Here is a 14,664-nt window from a genome sequence, read left to right as displayed (position 1 = left end):
GGGGCACGTCCTGCCAAGAGGAAGCCCGCAATGCAGTTTACTATTCAGCAGATCGCAGAAAGCCTTGGGGCTGAGTGTCAGGGGGACGCCAGCCTGACCATTGTGGGCGCCGCCGAACCGGGAGATGCCGGTGCAACCGATCTGGCAATGGCGATGTCCCCGAAATATGCCGAAACGCTGTCGAATGGCGCGGCGCGGGCGGCTGTTCTGTGGGAAGGGGCTGATTGGCAGGCGCTGGGTCTGCGCGCGGCGATCTTTGTCAAACGCCCACGTATGGCTATGGCCGGGATAACCGCGATGCTGGACCGAGGGCAGGGTGCCGCGCCCGGCATACACCCGTCGGCCGTGGTCGACCCGACTGCAGAGATTGACGCGGATGTGGCAATTGGGCCTTTGGCCGTCATTGGCGCGCGCGCGAAGATTGGAGCCGGGTCTATCATCGGCGCTCAGTGTTCTATCGGGATCGACGTGGTTCTGGGTGAACAGGCCATCCTGCGGGAAATGGTCAGTATCGGGGCACGGGCGCAAATCGGTGACCGCTTTATCGCGCAACCAGGGGCCCGGATCGGGGGGGACGGTTTCAGCTTTGTTACACCGGATGTCTCTGGTGCTGAAACTGCACGCAAAACACTGGGTGATCAGGGGGAAACCAAGGCACAAAGCTGGCTGCGCATTCACTCACTGGGTGCTGTTGAGATTGGTGATGACGTCGAAGTCGGCTCGAACTGTACTATCGACAACGGCACGATCCGAAACACTCGGATCGGCGACGGGTCCAAACTGGATAACCTTGTTCATGTTGGACACAACACCCGTATCGGGCAGGATTGTCTGATTTGTGGTCAATCCGGCGTGTCCGGTTCGGTCGACATCGGAAACAACGTGGTTTTGGGCGGTCAGAGCGGCGTGTCGGACAATATCTTCATCGGGGATGGTGTCATTGCGGGCGGAGGCTCAAAAATCCTGTCCAATGTACCGGCTGGTCGGGTGATCATGGGCTATCCGAGTGTCAAGATGGAAACCCACACGGACATCTACAAGGCACAGCGCCGGTTGCCACGCATGGCCCGCGACGTTGAGGCACTTAAAAAGGCGGTTTTCAAACAGACGCCAAGCGATTAAATCATCCTCAGATTTACAATCAGGGGATCGACATGAGCATCAGCGACCGCGTCATCGCAATCATTGCAGAGCAGGCCGTGCTGGAGCCATCGGATGTGACGCCCGAAAGCACGTTGGAAGATCTGGGCATCGACAGCCTTGGTCTGGTCGAAAGCATCTTTGCCATCGAAGAAGAGTTCGACATTTCGGTTCCCTTCAATGCCAACGAGCCCGAGGCAAATGATTTCGACATATCGAATGTAGCAGCGATTATTGCGGGCATCGAAAAGCTCGTCTCTGAAAAGGTCTGACCCGGGCTCATGAAACGGGTTGTCATTACGGGTGCTGGCACCATCAACGCATTGGGTCATTCGGTCCCTGATACGTTGGAGGCGATGCGCGAGGGTCACTGTGGGATATCCGATCTGGAGTTCCGCGATGTCGACCGCCTGGCGATCAAGATCGGCGGCCAAGTGCGCGGGTTCGAGGCCGAGGGGCGTTTTAACCGCCAGCAAATGTCCTTGTATGACCGCTTTACGCAATTCACGCTGACGGCTGCGAAAGAAGCGATCGATCAATCCGGCATTCAATTTCATGGCGATCTCGCCGCCCGGTCCGGTGTGGTTTTGGGCACTGCAGGCGGAGGCGTTTCCACCTGGGATGACAACTACCGCTCGGTCTATGAAGACGGAAAGAACCGGGTACATCCATTTGTCGTACCCAAACTGATGAACAACGCCGCCGCCAGCCATGTGTCGATGGAACACAATCTGAAAGGCCCCAGCTTTACCGTGTCGACCGCGTGCGCCTCATCCAACCATGCCATGGCGCAGGCGTTTCAGATGGTACGCGGCGGGGCAGCCCCGGCGATGATCACAGGCGGGTCGGAATCCATGCTGTGCTTTGGCGGGGTCAAAGCCTGGGAAGGGCTGCGTGTGATGTCCAAGGACGCCTGCCGTCCCTTCAGCGCCAACCGAAACGGGATGGTGCAGGGTGAAGGCGCGGGTGTTTTTGTTTTCGAAGAATATGAACACGCCCGCGCGCGCGGGGCTGAAATCCTGTGCGAGGTCGCTGGGTTCGCAATGTCGTCGGATGCATCGGATATCGTTATGCCCAGCAAGCAGGGCGCGGCGCGTGCAATGGCGGGCGCATTGGTGGATGCAAAGCTGAATGCCAGCGACGTTTGCTATATCAACGCGCACGGCACCGGGACTGCGGCAAATGACAAAACCGAATGCGCAGCTGTGGCCGATGTCTTCGGACCGCACGCTGATGACCTGATGATTTCCTCAACCAAATCCATGCACGGCCACCTGATCGGTGGCACCGGGGCGGTAGAGTTGCTGGCCTGCATCATGGCGTTGCGCGATGGGGTGATCGCGCCGACCATTGGGTATGAAGAACCCGATCCTGAATGTGCCTTGGATGTGGTGCCCAATGAGGCGCGCGAGGCGAAAGTGGATGTCGCCCTCAGCAACGCGTTCGCGTTTGGTGGGCTCAACGCCGTGCTGGCCCTCAAACGCATTTAGCCAATAGAAATCGCCGCCCCAAAACTGCGGCGGCGATCTGGTACGGCATATCGCTTAGTTGACGTTGATGCTCAGGCCATCAAACCCGGCGGTAAACCCGGATAGCGACATATCCATCGTCAAAACCTGATCGGGAAACCGTGCGGGAACCAGCGAGAAGATCGCCGTGCTGCCCGCTTTCATCGCCTCGATATCACCCTGGCTCAGGCCCAGCTGCGCAACACAGCCGACCGGAAGACAATGGTGGTAATTGTACAGTTTGCGCGGGGCACCGTCGATTGACAGCGCCAGTTGCGCCTGTAGCAGTGTTTCCAGGGGTACGATGACATTGGCCCAGGCCACGGCGGCACCCCCTTCGGGCAGTTTGCCGATCGAGACTTCTGCAATCGGTTCACCCTGCTGACCGTTCAATATCTGGACAATGGCACATGGATCATCACCGGCTTGTGCCTTGATGCACGAGACGTCCCAGTCGCCGGATGTCTCTTTCACATATTGCTCACCGACCCGCGGCCCTTCCTGTCCCAGGTCAAGGCCAGTGTCAGCGCCACCGGCATCAGCGCCAGTATCAGCGCCCTCTGCTGGTGCGTCCTGTGCGCTGACTGCGCCGCACACAAGTACTGCTGCCATAGTGTTGAGCGAGAGGAGTTTCTTGATCATGAATGCCTCGGTTTGCTGTTTGATCTTTTTCTTTCGTCTAGCATCCTTCGCTGTGCCTGTCAGTCGCTAAGCGAATGAAAGACACCGAAGAGAACGGATTTCTGCTTATATAGTTGGTGTTTTTTGCACCGCCAACAATAAGAAAAGGGAGCTGGTGGAGCAGCTCCCTTCCCAAAATGGTTCTCCCCGTCGGACTGGCCGACTTATTTATGCGCAGACGTTACGAGAGGGGCGCGCAAGGGTCAACAGTTATCCCGAAATTTTAACGGACTCGCCGATTCAATTTAATAATTGCCTCGGTTGTCAAAAAAGCCGTGCCCTAGGGCACGGCCAGTCGACAGGGAGGAAGTTGCCCCTTCGCGATCAAAGCCACGAAGAGAACGAATAGACTATCGCAGTCAAAGGTTAACTTTGTATGCTGGGGCCGGATCGGTGAAAAATAAGGCTGCAAAAACATGGGCGAAGAGATTTTTCTGGGCGGTGGAGGCGAAAGCTATGCAACCTCGCAAGGGCTGGCGCTGAAATATGCAAACCGCCACGGGCTGATCGCGGGGGCTACGGGAACGGGCAAGACAGTGACCCTGCAAATTCTGGCAGAGGGGTTTTCCAAGGCGGGCGTGCCGGTATTCCTGTCAGACGTCAAGGGCGACCTGTCCGGTCTGGCCCTGCCGGGCAGCGCCACGCACAAGCTGCATCAGGCCTTTTTAGAGCGGGCAGACCGGATCGGGTTTTCCGACTTCTCCTATGGGCCATGCCCGGTCACCTTCTGGGACCTGTTCGGGCAACAAGGCCATCCCGTGCGCACGACAGTTACGGAAATGGGGCCGCTGCTGCTGTCTCGGTTGATGGAACTGAGCGACGCGCAGGAGGGGATTCTCAACATCGCCTTCCGCGTGGCTGACGAGGAAGGGATGCCTCTGCTCGATCTGAAAGATCTTCAGGCGCTGCTGGTCTGGATCGGTGAAAACCGCGCCCAGCTGTCGCTGCGCTACGGCAACGTCTCGACCTCATCAATCGGTGCAATACAACGCCGGCTTCTGGTTCTGGAAAATCAGGGTGGCACCAAGCTGTTTGGTGAGCCAGCGCTGGATCTGGCGGATCTTATGCGGACGGACGCAGACGGGCAGGGGATGGTGAACATTCTGGCATCTGACAAACTGATGGGCTCGCCCCGCCTCTATGCGACGTTCCTGTTGTGGTTGCTCAGCGAGTTGTTCGAAGAACTGCCCGAGGTTGGCGATCCGGAAAAGCCAAAGCTGGTGTTCTTTTTCGATGAGGCACATCTGCTGTTTGACGACGCGCCCAAGGTGTTGGTGGACAAGGTTGAACAGGTGGCGCGTCTGATCCGCTCGAAGGGTGTCGGAGTGTATTTCATCACTCAGAACCCGGCGGATATCCCCGAAGATATTCTGGGACAGCTCGGCAACCGCATTCAACACGCGCTGCGCGCCTTTACGGCCCGTGACCGCAAGAATCTGCGGATGGCTGCGGAAACCTATCGGGAAAACCCAACCTTCGACACGGAAACCGCGATCAGAGAGGTGGGCGTCGGCGAGGCCGTCACATCAATGCTGCAAAAGAAAGGCGTTCCCGGGGTCGTGGAACGCACCTTGATCCGACCGCCGGGATCGCAATTGGGGCCGATTTCCAAAGCCGATCGGCAGGACATCCTGAATAACTCGCCCATGGCGGCCAAGTATGACACGGCTGTGGACCGCCAGTCGGCCTTCGAAATTCTGCAGGCCCGTGCCGATACCGCTGCTCAACAGGCCGAAGCTGCTGAGGCGGAGGAGGTTTTGGCCCAGCAGTCTCCGATCGAACGGGAATATGCTTCGGCCCGCAGATATACCGGCAGCCGCGTCGGGCGGTCGTCATCCCGTGTTGCGCGGAAGAAAGACACCTTTGCAACAGCCATGAGCGAGGCTGTCATCAAGGAACTGAAAGGAACAACCGGCCGCAAACTGGTACGCGGAATTCTGGGCGGGTTGTTCCGAAATCGCTAGTCACGAGACCGGCGCCCGCCTGGGCGCCGAAACGCTTATTTCAGGCGGCGCTGGCCTTCCTGACGGCAATAGGCGTCTGCCTCGGCCACGGACATCTTGGTGGCCGGGAAATCAATTGCGCGGTCCCAGGTCACGCGGTCATGGCGATACAGCTGACACGTCACAACGCCTTTCGGGGTGTTAACCTGAACCGGTGTGGTTTCCAGATCCTCGGGCGACGGAATACAGGCCGTCAGGGCGGTCAGGACCGGCAGCAGGATGACGGCTTTTGTGATGAGTGTTTTCTTGGTCACGACATATACTCTTGTTATTGAGTGCGAATGATCTTTTGGATCGGCTTGATTGCGTGCGAGCGAGCGCCGGAGTCAGACCACCTGAACTTAAGGCGGTGGTTTCGTGTAGTCAGAAAACCATTGAGAATCAAGAAGCCGCGCCAAGGGTCTGGCGCGGCTTTGGTATTTTGCCCCGCTCCGGTTTATTTTTCGGGGATCAGACCTCGTGGGCTGAACCTTAGGACGATCAGCAGCACCAACCCCATGGTGAACAGACGCATATGCGCCGCACTGTCGATCAGATGCGCCTTGAGCGCGCTTCCATCCGGCAGACCCAACGTGATCAGGTTCATCAACCACAACCCCATCGGTTCGACCTGAACCCACAGGAACCAGATCAGAAACGCGCCCAGCACAGCGCCGAAATTGTTGCCCGATCCGCCAACGATCACCATCACCCAGACCAGAAAGGTGAAACGCAGCGGCTGATAGGCGCTAGGGGTCAGCTGACCATCCAGTGTTGTCATCATCGCACCGGCAATCCCGCAGATGGCCGAACCCAGAACAAAGATCTGCAGATGACGGCGGGTGACATCCTTGCCCATCGCCTCGGCGGCTACCTCGTTGTCGCGAATGGCGCGCATCATCCGACCCCACGGGCTGTGCAGGGCTTTCTGCGCCATCCATAGCAGGATCAGCAAAACCGCCAAAAACAGCACCGAGTATCCCAGCTTGACCGAAAGCGTTGATGCGATCACCGGGTCCAATCCCAGCCAATCGGCCCGGGCGATAAAGCCCGGATCCTGTTGCAGCTCGATCTCATATCCAACGACCGGAGCAGGGCGTGGAATGCCATAGACATTCTTGACACCACGGGCCAGCCAATCTTCGTTTTTCAAAATGGCAATGATGATTTCGGCAATACCCAAAGTTGCAATGGCCAGATAGTCCGACCGCAAACCCAGAGCCGTCTTGCCGATCAGCCATGCGGCCCCAGCGGCCAGCAAACCGCCTGCAGGCCAGGCCAGAAGAACCGGCAGGTTCAGACCCCCGAGGCTGCCTGCAATGGCCGGGTTAATAGCTTCAACGGCCGCGATATTGGGGTCGAATACGGCCCGGTACAGGAAAAACCCGACCACAAGGATCGCGATGATCGAAACGGTCCGCGTGCGGCCCTTCGGCAGTTTCTGCGCAACCAATACGGCGGCAACAACCGTTGCAGCCCCAAGGATCAACGCCAGGACAATACCGAAGCCGCCCGCAGACCACGCTCCGGGCGTTGTCGGGGTTGAGATCAGCACAACCGCCAAACCGCCCAGTGCGACAAAGCCCATCACACCGACATTGAACAGCCCGGCAAAGCCCCATTGCAGGTTGACCCCGATCGCCATGACGGCAGAGATCAGACCCATGTTCAGGATCAGAATGGCTGCGTTCCAGCTTTGAGTGAACCCCGTCAAAAGGATCAACGCACCGACCACGACGAACAAAAGGGTGTTCTTTGTTACCTCGGTCATACCGCTTTCCCCTTGAACAATCCGGTGGGTTTGAACAGCAGCACAATCAGCAGAATGACAAAGCTGACCGCAAATTTGTAGTCGGTCGACAGGAATTGAACCAAACCGGACGGTGCAAGGTTTTCAGGCGCGATATAGGTCAACACTTTTTTCCAGGCATAGGTGATGGTCACCTCGGAAAACGCGATGATGAAGCCGCCTGCAATAGCCCCAAGCGGGCTGCCCAAACCACCGACAATGGCTGATGCGAAGATGGGCAGCAAAAGCTGGAAGTAGACAAAGGGTTTGAAGCTCTTGTCGAGCCCGTAGAGAACACCCGCCGTCGTTGCCAGAGCGGCCACGATGATCCAGGTGATCATAACGACGCGTTCGGGATTGATGCCTGACAAAAGCGCCAGATCCTCGTTATCCGAATAGGCCCGCATGGATTTGCCTGTGCGGGTCTTGTTCAGGAACCAGAACAGCAAGGCCACAGCCACGACGGCGACAACCACAGTAATTGCCTGCGAGGTTCGGATCGCCAAACCTTCGCTCAACCCCGTCATCGCCTTGAAATCCCGCGCGGAAATCAGAAAGCGGGCACCATCCGAAAACCGCTGATCATCCGGGCCGATGACAAACCGGACCAGCCCGTTCATTATGAACATGACACCCATCGAAACGATGACCAGAATGACCGGTTTGGCTTTTTGTTCCCGGTAGAACCGGTACACAAAGCGGTCGGTGATCAACACCAGAACGATGCAACCGAGTATCGCGAATGGCAGAGCCAACAGGGCTGTCGGCAAGGGACCAAAGCCGATCCCTGCGGCTTGCAGACCCCAGGTCACTAGCACTGCGATCATGGCCCCAAACGCCATGGTATCGCCGTGGGCAAAGTTCGAGAACCGCAGAATGCCGTAGATCAGGGTGACCCCCAGCGCCCCTAGGGCCAGCTGACTGCCATAGGCAATCGCAGGCACGATCACAAAATTCGCAAGCGCGACAAGCGCGTTCAGTAGATCCATTATGTCTTCTCACTGTCCGGGTGCGATCTTATGGCATAACGGCCCGCGCAGGCACAACATTTCGCGCACGGATTATCGTCATATTTTCCTGCGGGTGGCGAAAAAGATCGAAGAATATCCCGGGCGCATGCGCGAGGGGCAACTCTGGAAGCTATCGCACCACGCACCGGGTGTTGTCGGTGCGTGGCAGGCCGGTTCGGGCCGGGAATCAGAAGTCCGTTTCCGTGCAGGTGCCGTGGTCGGTTCCGGCGTGCGGTCCTTTGATCGACAGGTCGTAGGACATGTCGTCATAGTGCACGACAAATGTCATGACGTCCTGATCTTCGATATGTACAAACGTCATGTTGCCGACACCTTTGAACACCAACGCATCGCCCGAAATATCCTTGGTGGCGATAGTGCCCTTGTCCCCTTCGGGCGCGCGGTCGAGGCGGACTTCGCTGCCGTCCCGATCAGACACACAGACAAAGTGTCTTTCTTCGGCTGTTGCGGCGGAGGCGCAGAAAGTGGCGGCTGCCACGCAGATCCATTTTTTCATCTTTGGGTCCTGAATAGAGATTTTTATTCAGAAGGTTCGCTGATTTCACGGGGCTGGATTTGCATACCCGCGAAAGTGTTTCCTTCACAGACCCCGCGCTAATCGTACAATGTGACCGGATTGCAGCCGACGCGTGGAATTGTTGGGATGTTGGCCGAATTCCAAGTTGCGTCGTACAACGCGAATAGTCGGATTGACTGGTCCAAATGTTTGGCTTCAGACGTTTGCGAGAACTACGGTGAAGCTGTAAAGCGCCACAAGGGCGTTGAGTAAGTCCATTAGTATTCTTCTCCGCAGGTACCTTTGTACGAACGTATCGAAGGAATACCCTTTGTGAGTTTTGCCTCAATGCCAAACTGACCGGAATCGGATAGAATGATCTGCCAGCGTTCCGTATCAGCTAACGGTGTCTCGCCCATGAAAACTGAAATTTGTGCACTCTTTTGACCCGTAAGAACAAACTCGACATCGTCAAACTTGACCTTGAGAAAAGACGCTGTAACTCCCGGATCGACTGCGGATAGGGGTTGAATCGAAAACTTGAAGGGTTCGTCACAATATCCCGTCCTTGGAGTGCACTCGTTAGAAGTGCCATCACCGCAATCGAGAGGCGGATCGCAATCGTGCACTGCATTACATTGAAGACTCGTGCCGGTTTCTTTCAACTCTAACAGTTTTGCTAGTCCGGCAGCGGGCGAAATCACTATTGTGAGTAGTGAAAGAAGCATTAAAACTCTGTTCATCCTCACCCTCCCAAGAAACTCTTTCGCACTTCGGGATCGGCCAGCAGTTCCTTGCCCGTCCCGCTATACGCATTCCGTCCCTGAACCAGCACATACCCCTTGTCCGCGATCTCCAACGCCTGTCGGGCGTTCTGTTCGACCATCAGGATCGGCAGGCCGGTGCGGGACACCTCGATGATCCGGTCGAACAGCTCATCCATCACGATGGGCGAGACGCCCGCAGTGGGTTCATCCAGCATCAGCACCTTGGGCTGGGTCATCAGCGCGCGCCCCACGGCGACCTGTTGACGCTGGCCGCCTGAAAGTTCGCCAGCAGCCTGATTGCGTTTGTCGCGCAGGATCGGGAACAGGTCGTATACCTGCTCCATCGTGTCCGAGATATCGTCGCGGCGAATGAAAGCGCCCATCTCCAGGTTTTCTTCAACCGTCATCGAGGTAAAGATATTCTGCGTCTGCGGCACAAACCCCATGCCCCGGATCACCCGGTCCTGAGGGGACAGTTTAGTAATGTCCTCCCCATCAAGACGCACCGCGCCTGCCCGGACGTCCAGCATCCCAAACACGGCCTTCATCGCCGTTGATTTACCGGCACCGTTGGGGCCGACGATGACGGCGATTTCACCCTTGTCGACCGCGATGGTGCAATCGTGAAGAATGTCCGGGCCCTTGCCATACCCGCCGGTCATCGTGTCACCGATCAGGAACGGGCCACCTTGGACCGCGTGCGTTGCGCCGCTTTTGCGGTGGGCCGGCGTCATGGTCCCAATGCCGGTCGTATTGGTGATCGACGCGTCTTTGTTGCCTTTGTCGTCCTGGTAGGGATTGTCGCTCACGCCCCGGCCTCCAGCTTGTCTTTGTTCTTCAGGCCGGTGCCCAGATAGGCCTCGATCACATGCTCATTGGCTTTGATCTCGTCCAACGTGCCTTCGGCCAGAACCTTGCCTTCGGCCATGCAGATGACCGGATCGCAGATCTTGCCAATGAAATCCATGTCATGCTCGATGACGACGAAAGTGTACCCGCGTTCCTTGTTCAGGCGCAGGATCGTGTCGGCAATAGTCATGAGAAGGGTCCGGTTCACGCCTGCGCCGACCTCGTCAAGAAACACGATCTTGGCGTCGACCATCATGGTGCGGCCAAGCTCCAGCAGCTTCTTTTGCCCGCCCGAGACCTGACCGGCCTTGTGATCGGCCAGATGCTCGATGGTCAGAAACTCCAGCACCTCATCGGCCTTGGCCATCAGTGCCCGTTCTTCGTCAGCGATGCGCTTGCGACCAAACCACGTGTTCCACAGCGATTCTCCCGACTGGGCACCGGGAACCATCATCAGGTTCTCGCGGCACGTCATCGAGGAAAACTCATGCGCGATCTGGAACGTGCGCAGCAGGCCCTTGTGAAACAGATCATGCGGCGGCAGGCCGGTGATATCCTCACCATCCATGAACACGCGTCCACTGGTGGGCGGCAAAACTCCGGCGATCACGTTGAACAAAGTGGTCTTTCCGGCACCGTTCGGCCCGATCAACCCTGTGATCGAGCCTTTTTCGATCTCCAGCGACGCCCCGTCCACGGCGTGGAAGCCGCCGAAATGCTTGTGCACGTCTTCAACGACGATCATTTTATCCCCTTGCCTTTGCCCCGCGAAACGGGGTGCAGCCTTTTGTCATTGAAACAGCCCGGGTACAAGGCCCGGGCTGTCTGTTTTTAGGTCCTATGAGGGTGAATCAACGGAAGCTGACGGTCTTGTTTTCGCCGTCAGTTACTTCGATTTCGCGGTAGGATCCCGCGCTTTCACCGGGGCCGATCAGTTCAACGCCCGATGCGCCGACATAGTCGATTTCCTGACCCGCAGCCAGCAGTTCCAGACCCTTGGCCAGTTCACCCGGATAGATCTTTTCACCCGGAGCGTTGGCCACATCCATCACCTTGGCTGCATAGTCTGCCGGGCTGGTTGAACCGGCTGCTTGCATGGCGAGCATAAACAGCGCCGCGGCGTCATAGGATTCGGGCGAATAGGGCGATGTGCCGTCAAAGCCTGCCGCCTCGGCCATGGCAAAGTATTTCTCGGCACCTTCACCACCCGAACCGGCGATCTGACCGAATGAGCCGTTCAGGTCGGGGCCGACATTTGCAGGCAGCGAGTCACCGATCATGCCACCGGGCAGGCCAAACGTGTCAAACGCGCCGCTGTCCAGCGAGGATTGGATGATACCCAGACCGCCCTGATCCAGATAGCCCGCAACAACCAGAATGTCACCGCCAGCCGAAGCCAGCGCGCCCACTTCTGCCGAATAGTCGGCTTTGCCGTCTTCATGGGCTGCTACAATTGTCACTTCGCCACCCGCGGCCTCGAAGGATGACTGGATCGCATCCGCCAGACCCTTGCCGTAATCGTTGTTGGTGTAGGTCAGCGCAATCGAGTTGATACCGCGATCTTTCAGGATGTCCGCCATCACCTGACCTTCGCGCGCATCCGACGGCGCGGTGCGGAAGAACAGGCCGTTGTCTTCCATGGTCGACAGACCCGGCGACGTCGCGGACGGCGAGATCATGACCATACCGTTCGGAATCGCAACGTTCTGCAGGATCGCACCGGTCACACCCGAACAATCACCACCGACGATGCCGGCCACCCCGTCCGCGATCATGCGTTCGCCGTTCGACGTCGACAGACCATTGTCGATGCAGCCGGTGTCAGCGCGGGTGCCAACAACGGTTGCGCCATCCAGCAACTTGCCCGACTCGGTAACTTCGGCAATCGCCAACTCAGCCCCTGACCCCATCGAAGGGGCAAGGGATTCAATCGGGCCGGTGAAGCCCAGAAGAATGCCAAGCTTGACGTCTTCGGCCATTGCGGCGCCAGCCAATAGTGCAGTTGCTGCGGTTGCAGTCAGCAGCTTTTTCATAAGGTTACTCCCTGTCTTTTGTTGACCTTCTGCGCAAGACCCTAGGCAAGCCGCTCGGAAAAGAAAAGTCCAAACGAAGAAGTGTTTTTGCCATGCCGGGCCCTATTTGTTCACATGAACAGAGCAATCTGAATAATAGCCGCAAACGGACGGAGGATGCATATGATCCGGGTTTTAGCGATTCTGGTTTCGACATGGGCCAGCACGGGTTGGACCAGTGTCCTTGAGACTGTCGATGGACCTGTCAACCTGACCCAATTGGTCGGCGGCTTGGACACCCCATGGGCGATCGGCATTCTGCCGGATGGTGGATTTCTGGTGACCGAACGCGATGGAGAGCTGCTCCACGTGGACAATGGCACGGCGCAGTCGGTCTCTGGTGTGCCCAAGGTCGCAGCGTCGGGGCAGGGCGGGTTGCTGGATGTCACCGTGGCGCGCGATTTCACTCGCAGCCGCGAGATATTTCTGACCTACTCGAAACCTCAGCAGACCGGTGCAGGTACGGCATTGGCGGTGGCGCGCCTGTCTGAAAATGGCAAACGCCTCACCAATCTGCGGGTCATCTTCGAGGCCGTTCCTGGCGGGTCTGGTGGACGACATTTCGGCTCGCGCGTGGTCGAGACTAATGACGGAACGCTGTTCCTGACAATCGGGGATCGGGGCGACCGGCCGTCCGCTCAGGATCGGTCCAACCATATGGGATCGGTAATCCGCGTTACCCGAGATGGCTCTGTTCCGTCAGATAATCCCTTTGTGGATCAAGACGGTGTGCGGCCTGAGATCTGGACCTATGGTCATCGAAACCCGCAAGGCGCGGCACTGGATGCCGGGGGGCGCTTGTGGGTCTCGGAACACGGGGCCCGCGGTGGGGACGAGGTCAATCTGGTTGAACCTGGCCTCAATTACGGCTGGCCGGTCATTTCCTACGGTGTGCACTACTCCGGCCAGAAGATCGGGGAAGGAAGCGCAAAACCGGGGCTGGAGCAACCCGAATTCTATTGGGACCCGTCCATCGCGCCATCGGGCTTGATGGTCTATTCCGGCGCGCTTTGGCCGAAATGGGACGGTGACATTTTCGTCGGCTCCCTCAAGTTCGACTATATCGCCCGCTTGGCTGGTTCACCGCTGCGCGAGGTCGAACAGATCAAAGGGCCGGAAACCGAACGCGTCCGAGACATCATAGAGGCACCAGATGGCTCGATCTGGTTCATTTCAGTCGGGCAGGGGGCCGTGTACCGGATGACTCCCGGCTAAGAAGGTCAAACCGACAACCGCCCGCTTTGCGCGCCGCGCTCTCGGTAGGGTGTCGTGTTGTAGTGCGCGCGGTAGCATTTCGAGAAATGGCTAGGAGAAGCAAAGCCGCAGGCCAGCGCCACGTTGATGACACTCATATCCGTCTGCATCAGAAGGTTGCGCGCTTTGTGCAGACGCAGCTCCATATAATAGCGCTTGGGCGAGCGGCTCAGGTAGCGGCGAAACAACCGCTCCAACTGCCGCGTGGACATGCCGACATCCTTGGCCAGAATCGAAGGTGATATGGGCTCTTCGATGTTCTTTTCCATCATCAGGATGACTTGGCTCAGCTTGGGATGACGCACGCCAATACGAGTCGGAGTAGACAGCCGCTGGGTGTCCTGATCGGTGCGGATCGAGGAATAGATCATCTGATCGGCAACTGCATTGGCAAGATCTTCGCCGTAGTCGTCGGCAATCAGCTTCAGCATCAGATCAATGGACGAGGTGCCCCCGGCCGTGGTCATTCTGTTGCCATCGACAAGAAACACCGATTTGGTCAGTTCAACATTGTCGAACTCTTCTGCAAAACTGTCCGAATTTTCCCAATGTATCGTTGCGCGTTTACCGTCCAGCAACCCGGCTTTTGCCAAGGAATAGGCGGCCGTACACAACCCGCCGATCCGCAGCCCTTTCCGGGCTTCGCGGCGCAGCCAGTTAAGTATCTTTTTGGTCGTCGCTGTCTGAACCTCGACCCCGCCACAGACCATTATGATGTCGTCGCGCTGCAATTCACACAGTTCGCCGTCCAGCTTAAAGGTTGTGCCTGCGGAACAGGTCGTTGTCTCTCCGCCTTCACCGATCAGGGTCCAGGTATAAACGGTTTTATCCGACATGCGATTGGCAATGCGAAGGCTGTCCAGCGCCGAGGCAAAGGACAACAGAGAAAACCCATCCAGCAGGACAAAAACGAAGTTAACGGGCTTGTCCGTGCTGCCGTCCACTTTGACAACTTGGCGTTGCTCTTGCATGGCTGTTAGTCCTTGAATCAGCGACGGCTGCACAAACGTCGCACCTGAGTTGCTCGACACCATGCTCAAAGCTTGTTTGCGGCGTCAAGAGGCGCAAATCGGATATGGTCTCTTACTTGTGCAT

Annotated in this window: 15 protein-coding genes; 5 read left to right on the top strand and 10 right to left on the bottom strand. The window is 57.6% G+C overall.

Annotated elements, in window-relative coordinates:
* Positions 1–30: 30 nt before the first annotated feature.
* From lpxD to ACR0L4_RS03590, 3 genes are read left to right on the top strand one after another with little or no spacing between them, the layout of a single operon-like run.
* Positions 31–1,122, top strand: coding sequence for a UDP-3-O-(3-hydroxymyristoyl)glucosamine N-acyltransferase (gene lpxD / locus ACR0L4_RS03600; protein WP_480510636.1), 1,092 nt, complete (start codon positions 31–33; stop codon positions 1,120–1,122).
* Between the two features lie 32 nt (positions 1,123–1,154).
* The gene (locus ACR0L4_RS03595) at positions 1,155–1,412 is read left to right on the top strand and encodes an acyl carrier protein (protein ID WP_170748843.1); all 258 of its coding nucleotides are present in this window, start codon (positions 1,155–1,157) and stop codon (positions 1,410–1,412) included.
* Positions 1,413–1,421: 9 nt separating this feature from the next.
* Positions 1,422–2,630 carry a beta-ketoacyl-[acyl-carrier-protein] synthase family protein gene (locus ACR0L4_RS03590; RefSeq protein WP_480510634.1) on the top strand — a complete coding sequence of 403 codons (1,209 nt, stop codon included), beginning with the start codon at positions 1,422–1,424 and terminating at the stop codon, positions 2,628–2,630.
* Between the two features lie 54 nt (positions 2,631–2,684).
* On the opposite strand, the gene ACR0L4_RS03585 is transcribed toward ACR0L4_RS03590, so the two are convergent.
* Positions 2,685–3,290, bottom strand: coding sequence for an invasion associated locus B family protein (locus ACR0L4_RS03585; RefSeq protein WP_170748841.1), 606 nt, complete (start codon positions 3,288–3,290; stop codon positions 2,685–2,687).
* Positions 3,291–3,745: 455 nt separating this feature from the next.
* Here ACR0L4_RS03585 and ACR0L4_RS03580 point away from each other — a divergent pair, with 455 nt between their 5' ends.
* Complete coding sequence (locus ACR0L4_RS03580; RefSeq protein WP_480510632.1) at positions 3,746–5,293, top strand: helicase HerA-like domain-containing protein; 1,548 nt, start codon at positions 3,746–3,748, stop codon at positions 5,291–5,293.
* Between the two features lie 35 nt (positions 5,294–5,328).
* Here the strand turns inward: ACR0L4_RS03580 and ACR0L4_RS03575 are convergent, their stop codons facing one another.
* The 8 genes from ACR0L4_RS03575 to ACR0L4_RS03540 all read right to left on the bottom strand — a co-directional run bounded on the left by ACR0L4_RS03575 (position 5,329) and on the right by ACR0L4_RS03540 (position 12,276).
* Positions 5,329–5,586 (bottom strand): hypothetical protein, encoded by a 258-nt coding sequence (locus tag ACR0L4_RS03575; RefSeq protein WP_480510630.1) that lies wholly within the window; start codon positions 5,584–5,586, stop codon positions 5,329–5,331.
* A 182-nt stretch (positions 5,587–5,768) separates the two neighbouring features.
* Complete coding sequence (locus ACR0L4_RS03570; RefSeq protein WP_480510628.1) at positions 5,769–7,082, bottom strand: branched-chain amino acid ABC transporter permease; 1,314 nt, start codon at positions 7,080–7,082, stop codon at positions 5,769–5,771.
* Positions 7,079–8,089, bottom strand: coding sequence for a branched-chain amino acid ABC transporter permease (locus ACR0L4_RS03565; protein ID WP_480510626.1), 1,011 nt, complete (start codon positions 8,087–8,089; stop codon positions 7,079–7,081). Before ACR0L4_RS03565 ends, ACR0L4_RS03570 begins: the two co-directional genes overlap by 4 nt.
* Positions 8,090–8,297: 208 nt before the next feature.
* Positions 8,298–8,627, bottom strand: coding sequence for a hypothetical protein (locus ACR0L4_RS03560; protein ID WP_480510624.1), 330 nt, complete (start codon positions 8,625–8,627; stop codon positions 8,298–8,300).
* A gap of 278 nt (positions 8,628–8,905) precedes the next feature.
* Complete coding sequence (locus tag ACR0L4_RS03555) at positions 8,906–9,370, bottom strand: hypothetical protein (protein WP_480510622.1); 465 nt, start codon at positions 9,368–9,370, stop codon at positions 8,906–8,908.
* 2 nt (positions 9,371–9,372) lie between these two features.
* Positions 9,373–10,203 (bottom strand): ABC transporter ATP-binding protein, encoded by an 831-nt coding sequence (locus ACR0L4_RS03550; protein ID WP_170748835.1) that lies wholly within the window; start codon positions 10,201–10,203, stop codon positions 9,373–9,375.
* Positions 10,200–10,988: an ABC transporter ATP-binding protein gene (locus ACR0L4_RS03545; RefSeq protein WP_480510620.1), complete on the bottom strand. Its 789-nt coding sequence runs from the start codon at positions 10,986–10,988 to the stop codon at positions 10,200–10,202. The genes ACR0L4_RS03550 and ACR0L4_RS03545 overlap by 4 nt, the downstream gene beginning before the upstream one ends.
* Positions 10,989–11,094: 106 nt before the next feature.
* Entirely contained in the window at positions 11,095–12,276 is a 1,182-nt protein-coding gene (locus ACR0L4_RS03540) for an ABC transporter substrate-binding protein (RefSeq protein WP_170748833.1), read from the bottom strand.
* A 162-nt stretch (positions 12,277–12,438) separates the two neighbouring features.
* Here ACR0L4_RS03540 and ACR0L4_RS03535 point away from each other — a divergent pair, with 162 nt between their 5' ends.
* Positions 12,439–13,530, top strand: coding sequence for a PQQ-dependent sugar dehydrogenase (locus ACR0L4_RS03535; protein WP_480510618.1), 1,092 nt, complete (start codon positions 12,439–12,441; stop codon positions 13,528–13,530).
* A gap of 5 nt (positions 13,531–13,535) precedes the next feature.
* Here ACR0L4_RS03535 and ACR0L4_RS03530 read toward each other — a convergent pair whose 3' ends face one another.
* On the bottom strand, positions 13,536–14,540 hold the full coding sequence (locus ACR0L4_RS03530) for a GlxA family transcriptional regulator (protein WP_170748831.1): 1,005 nt from the start codon (positions 14,538–14,540) through the stop codon (positions 13,536–13,538).
* Between the last annotated feature and the right edge of the window lie 124 nt (positions 14,541–14,664).

This window comes from Ruegeria sp. AB5, from assembly GCF_056542645.1.
This window is presented reverse-complemented; position numbering and strand designations above follow the sequence as displayed.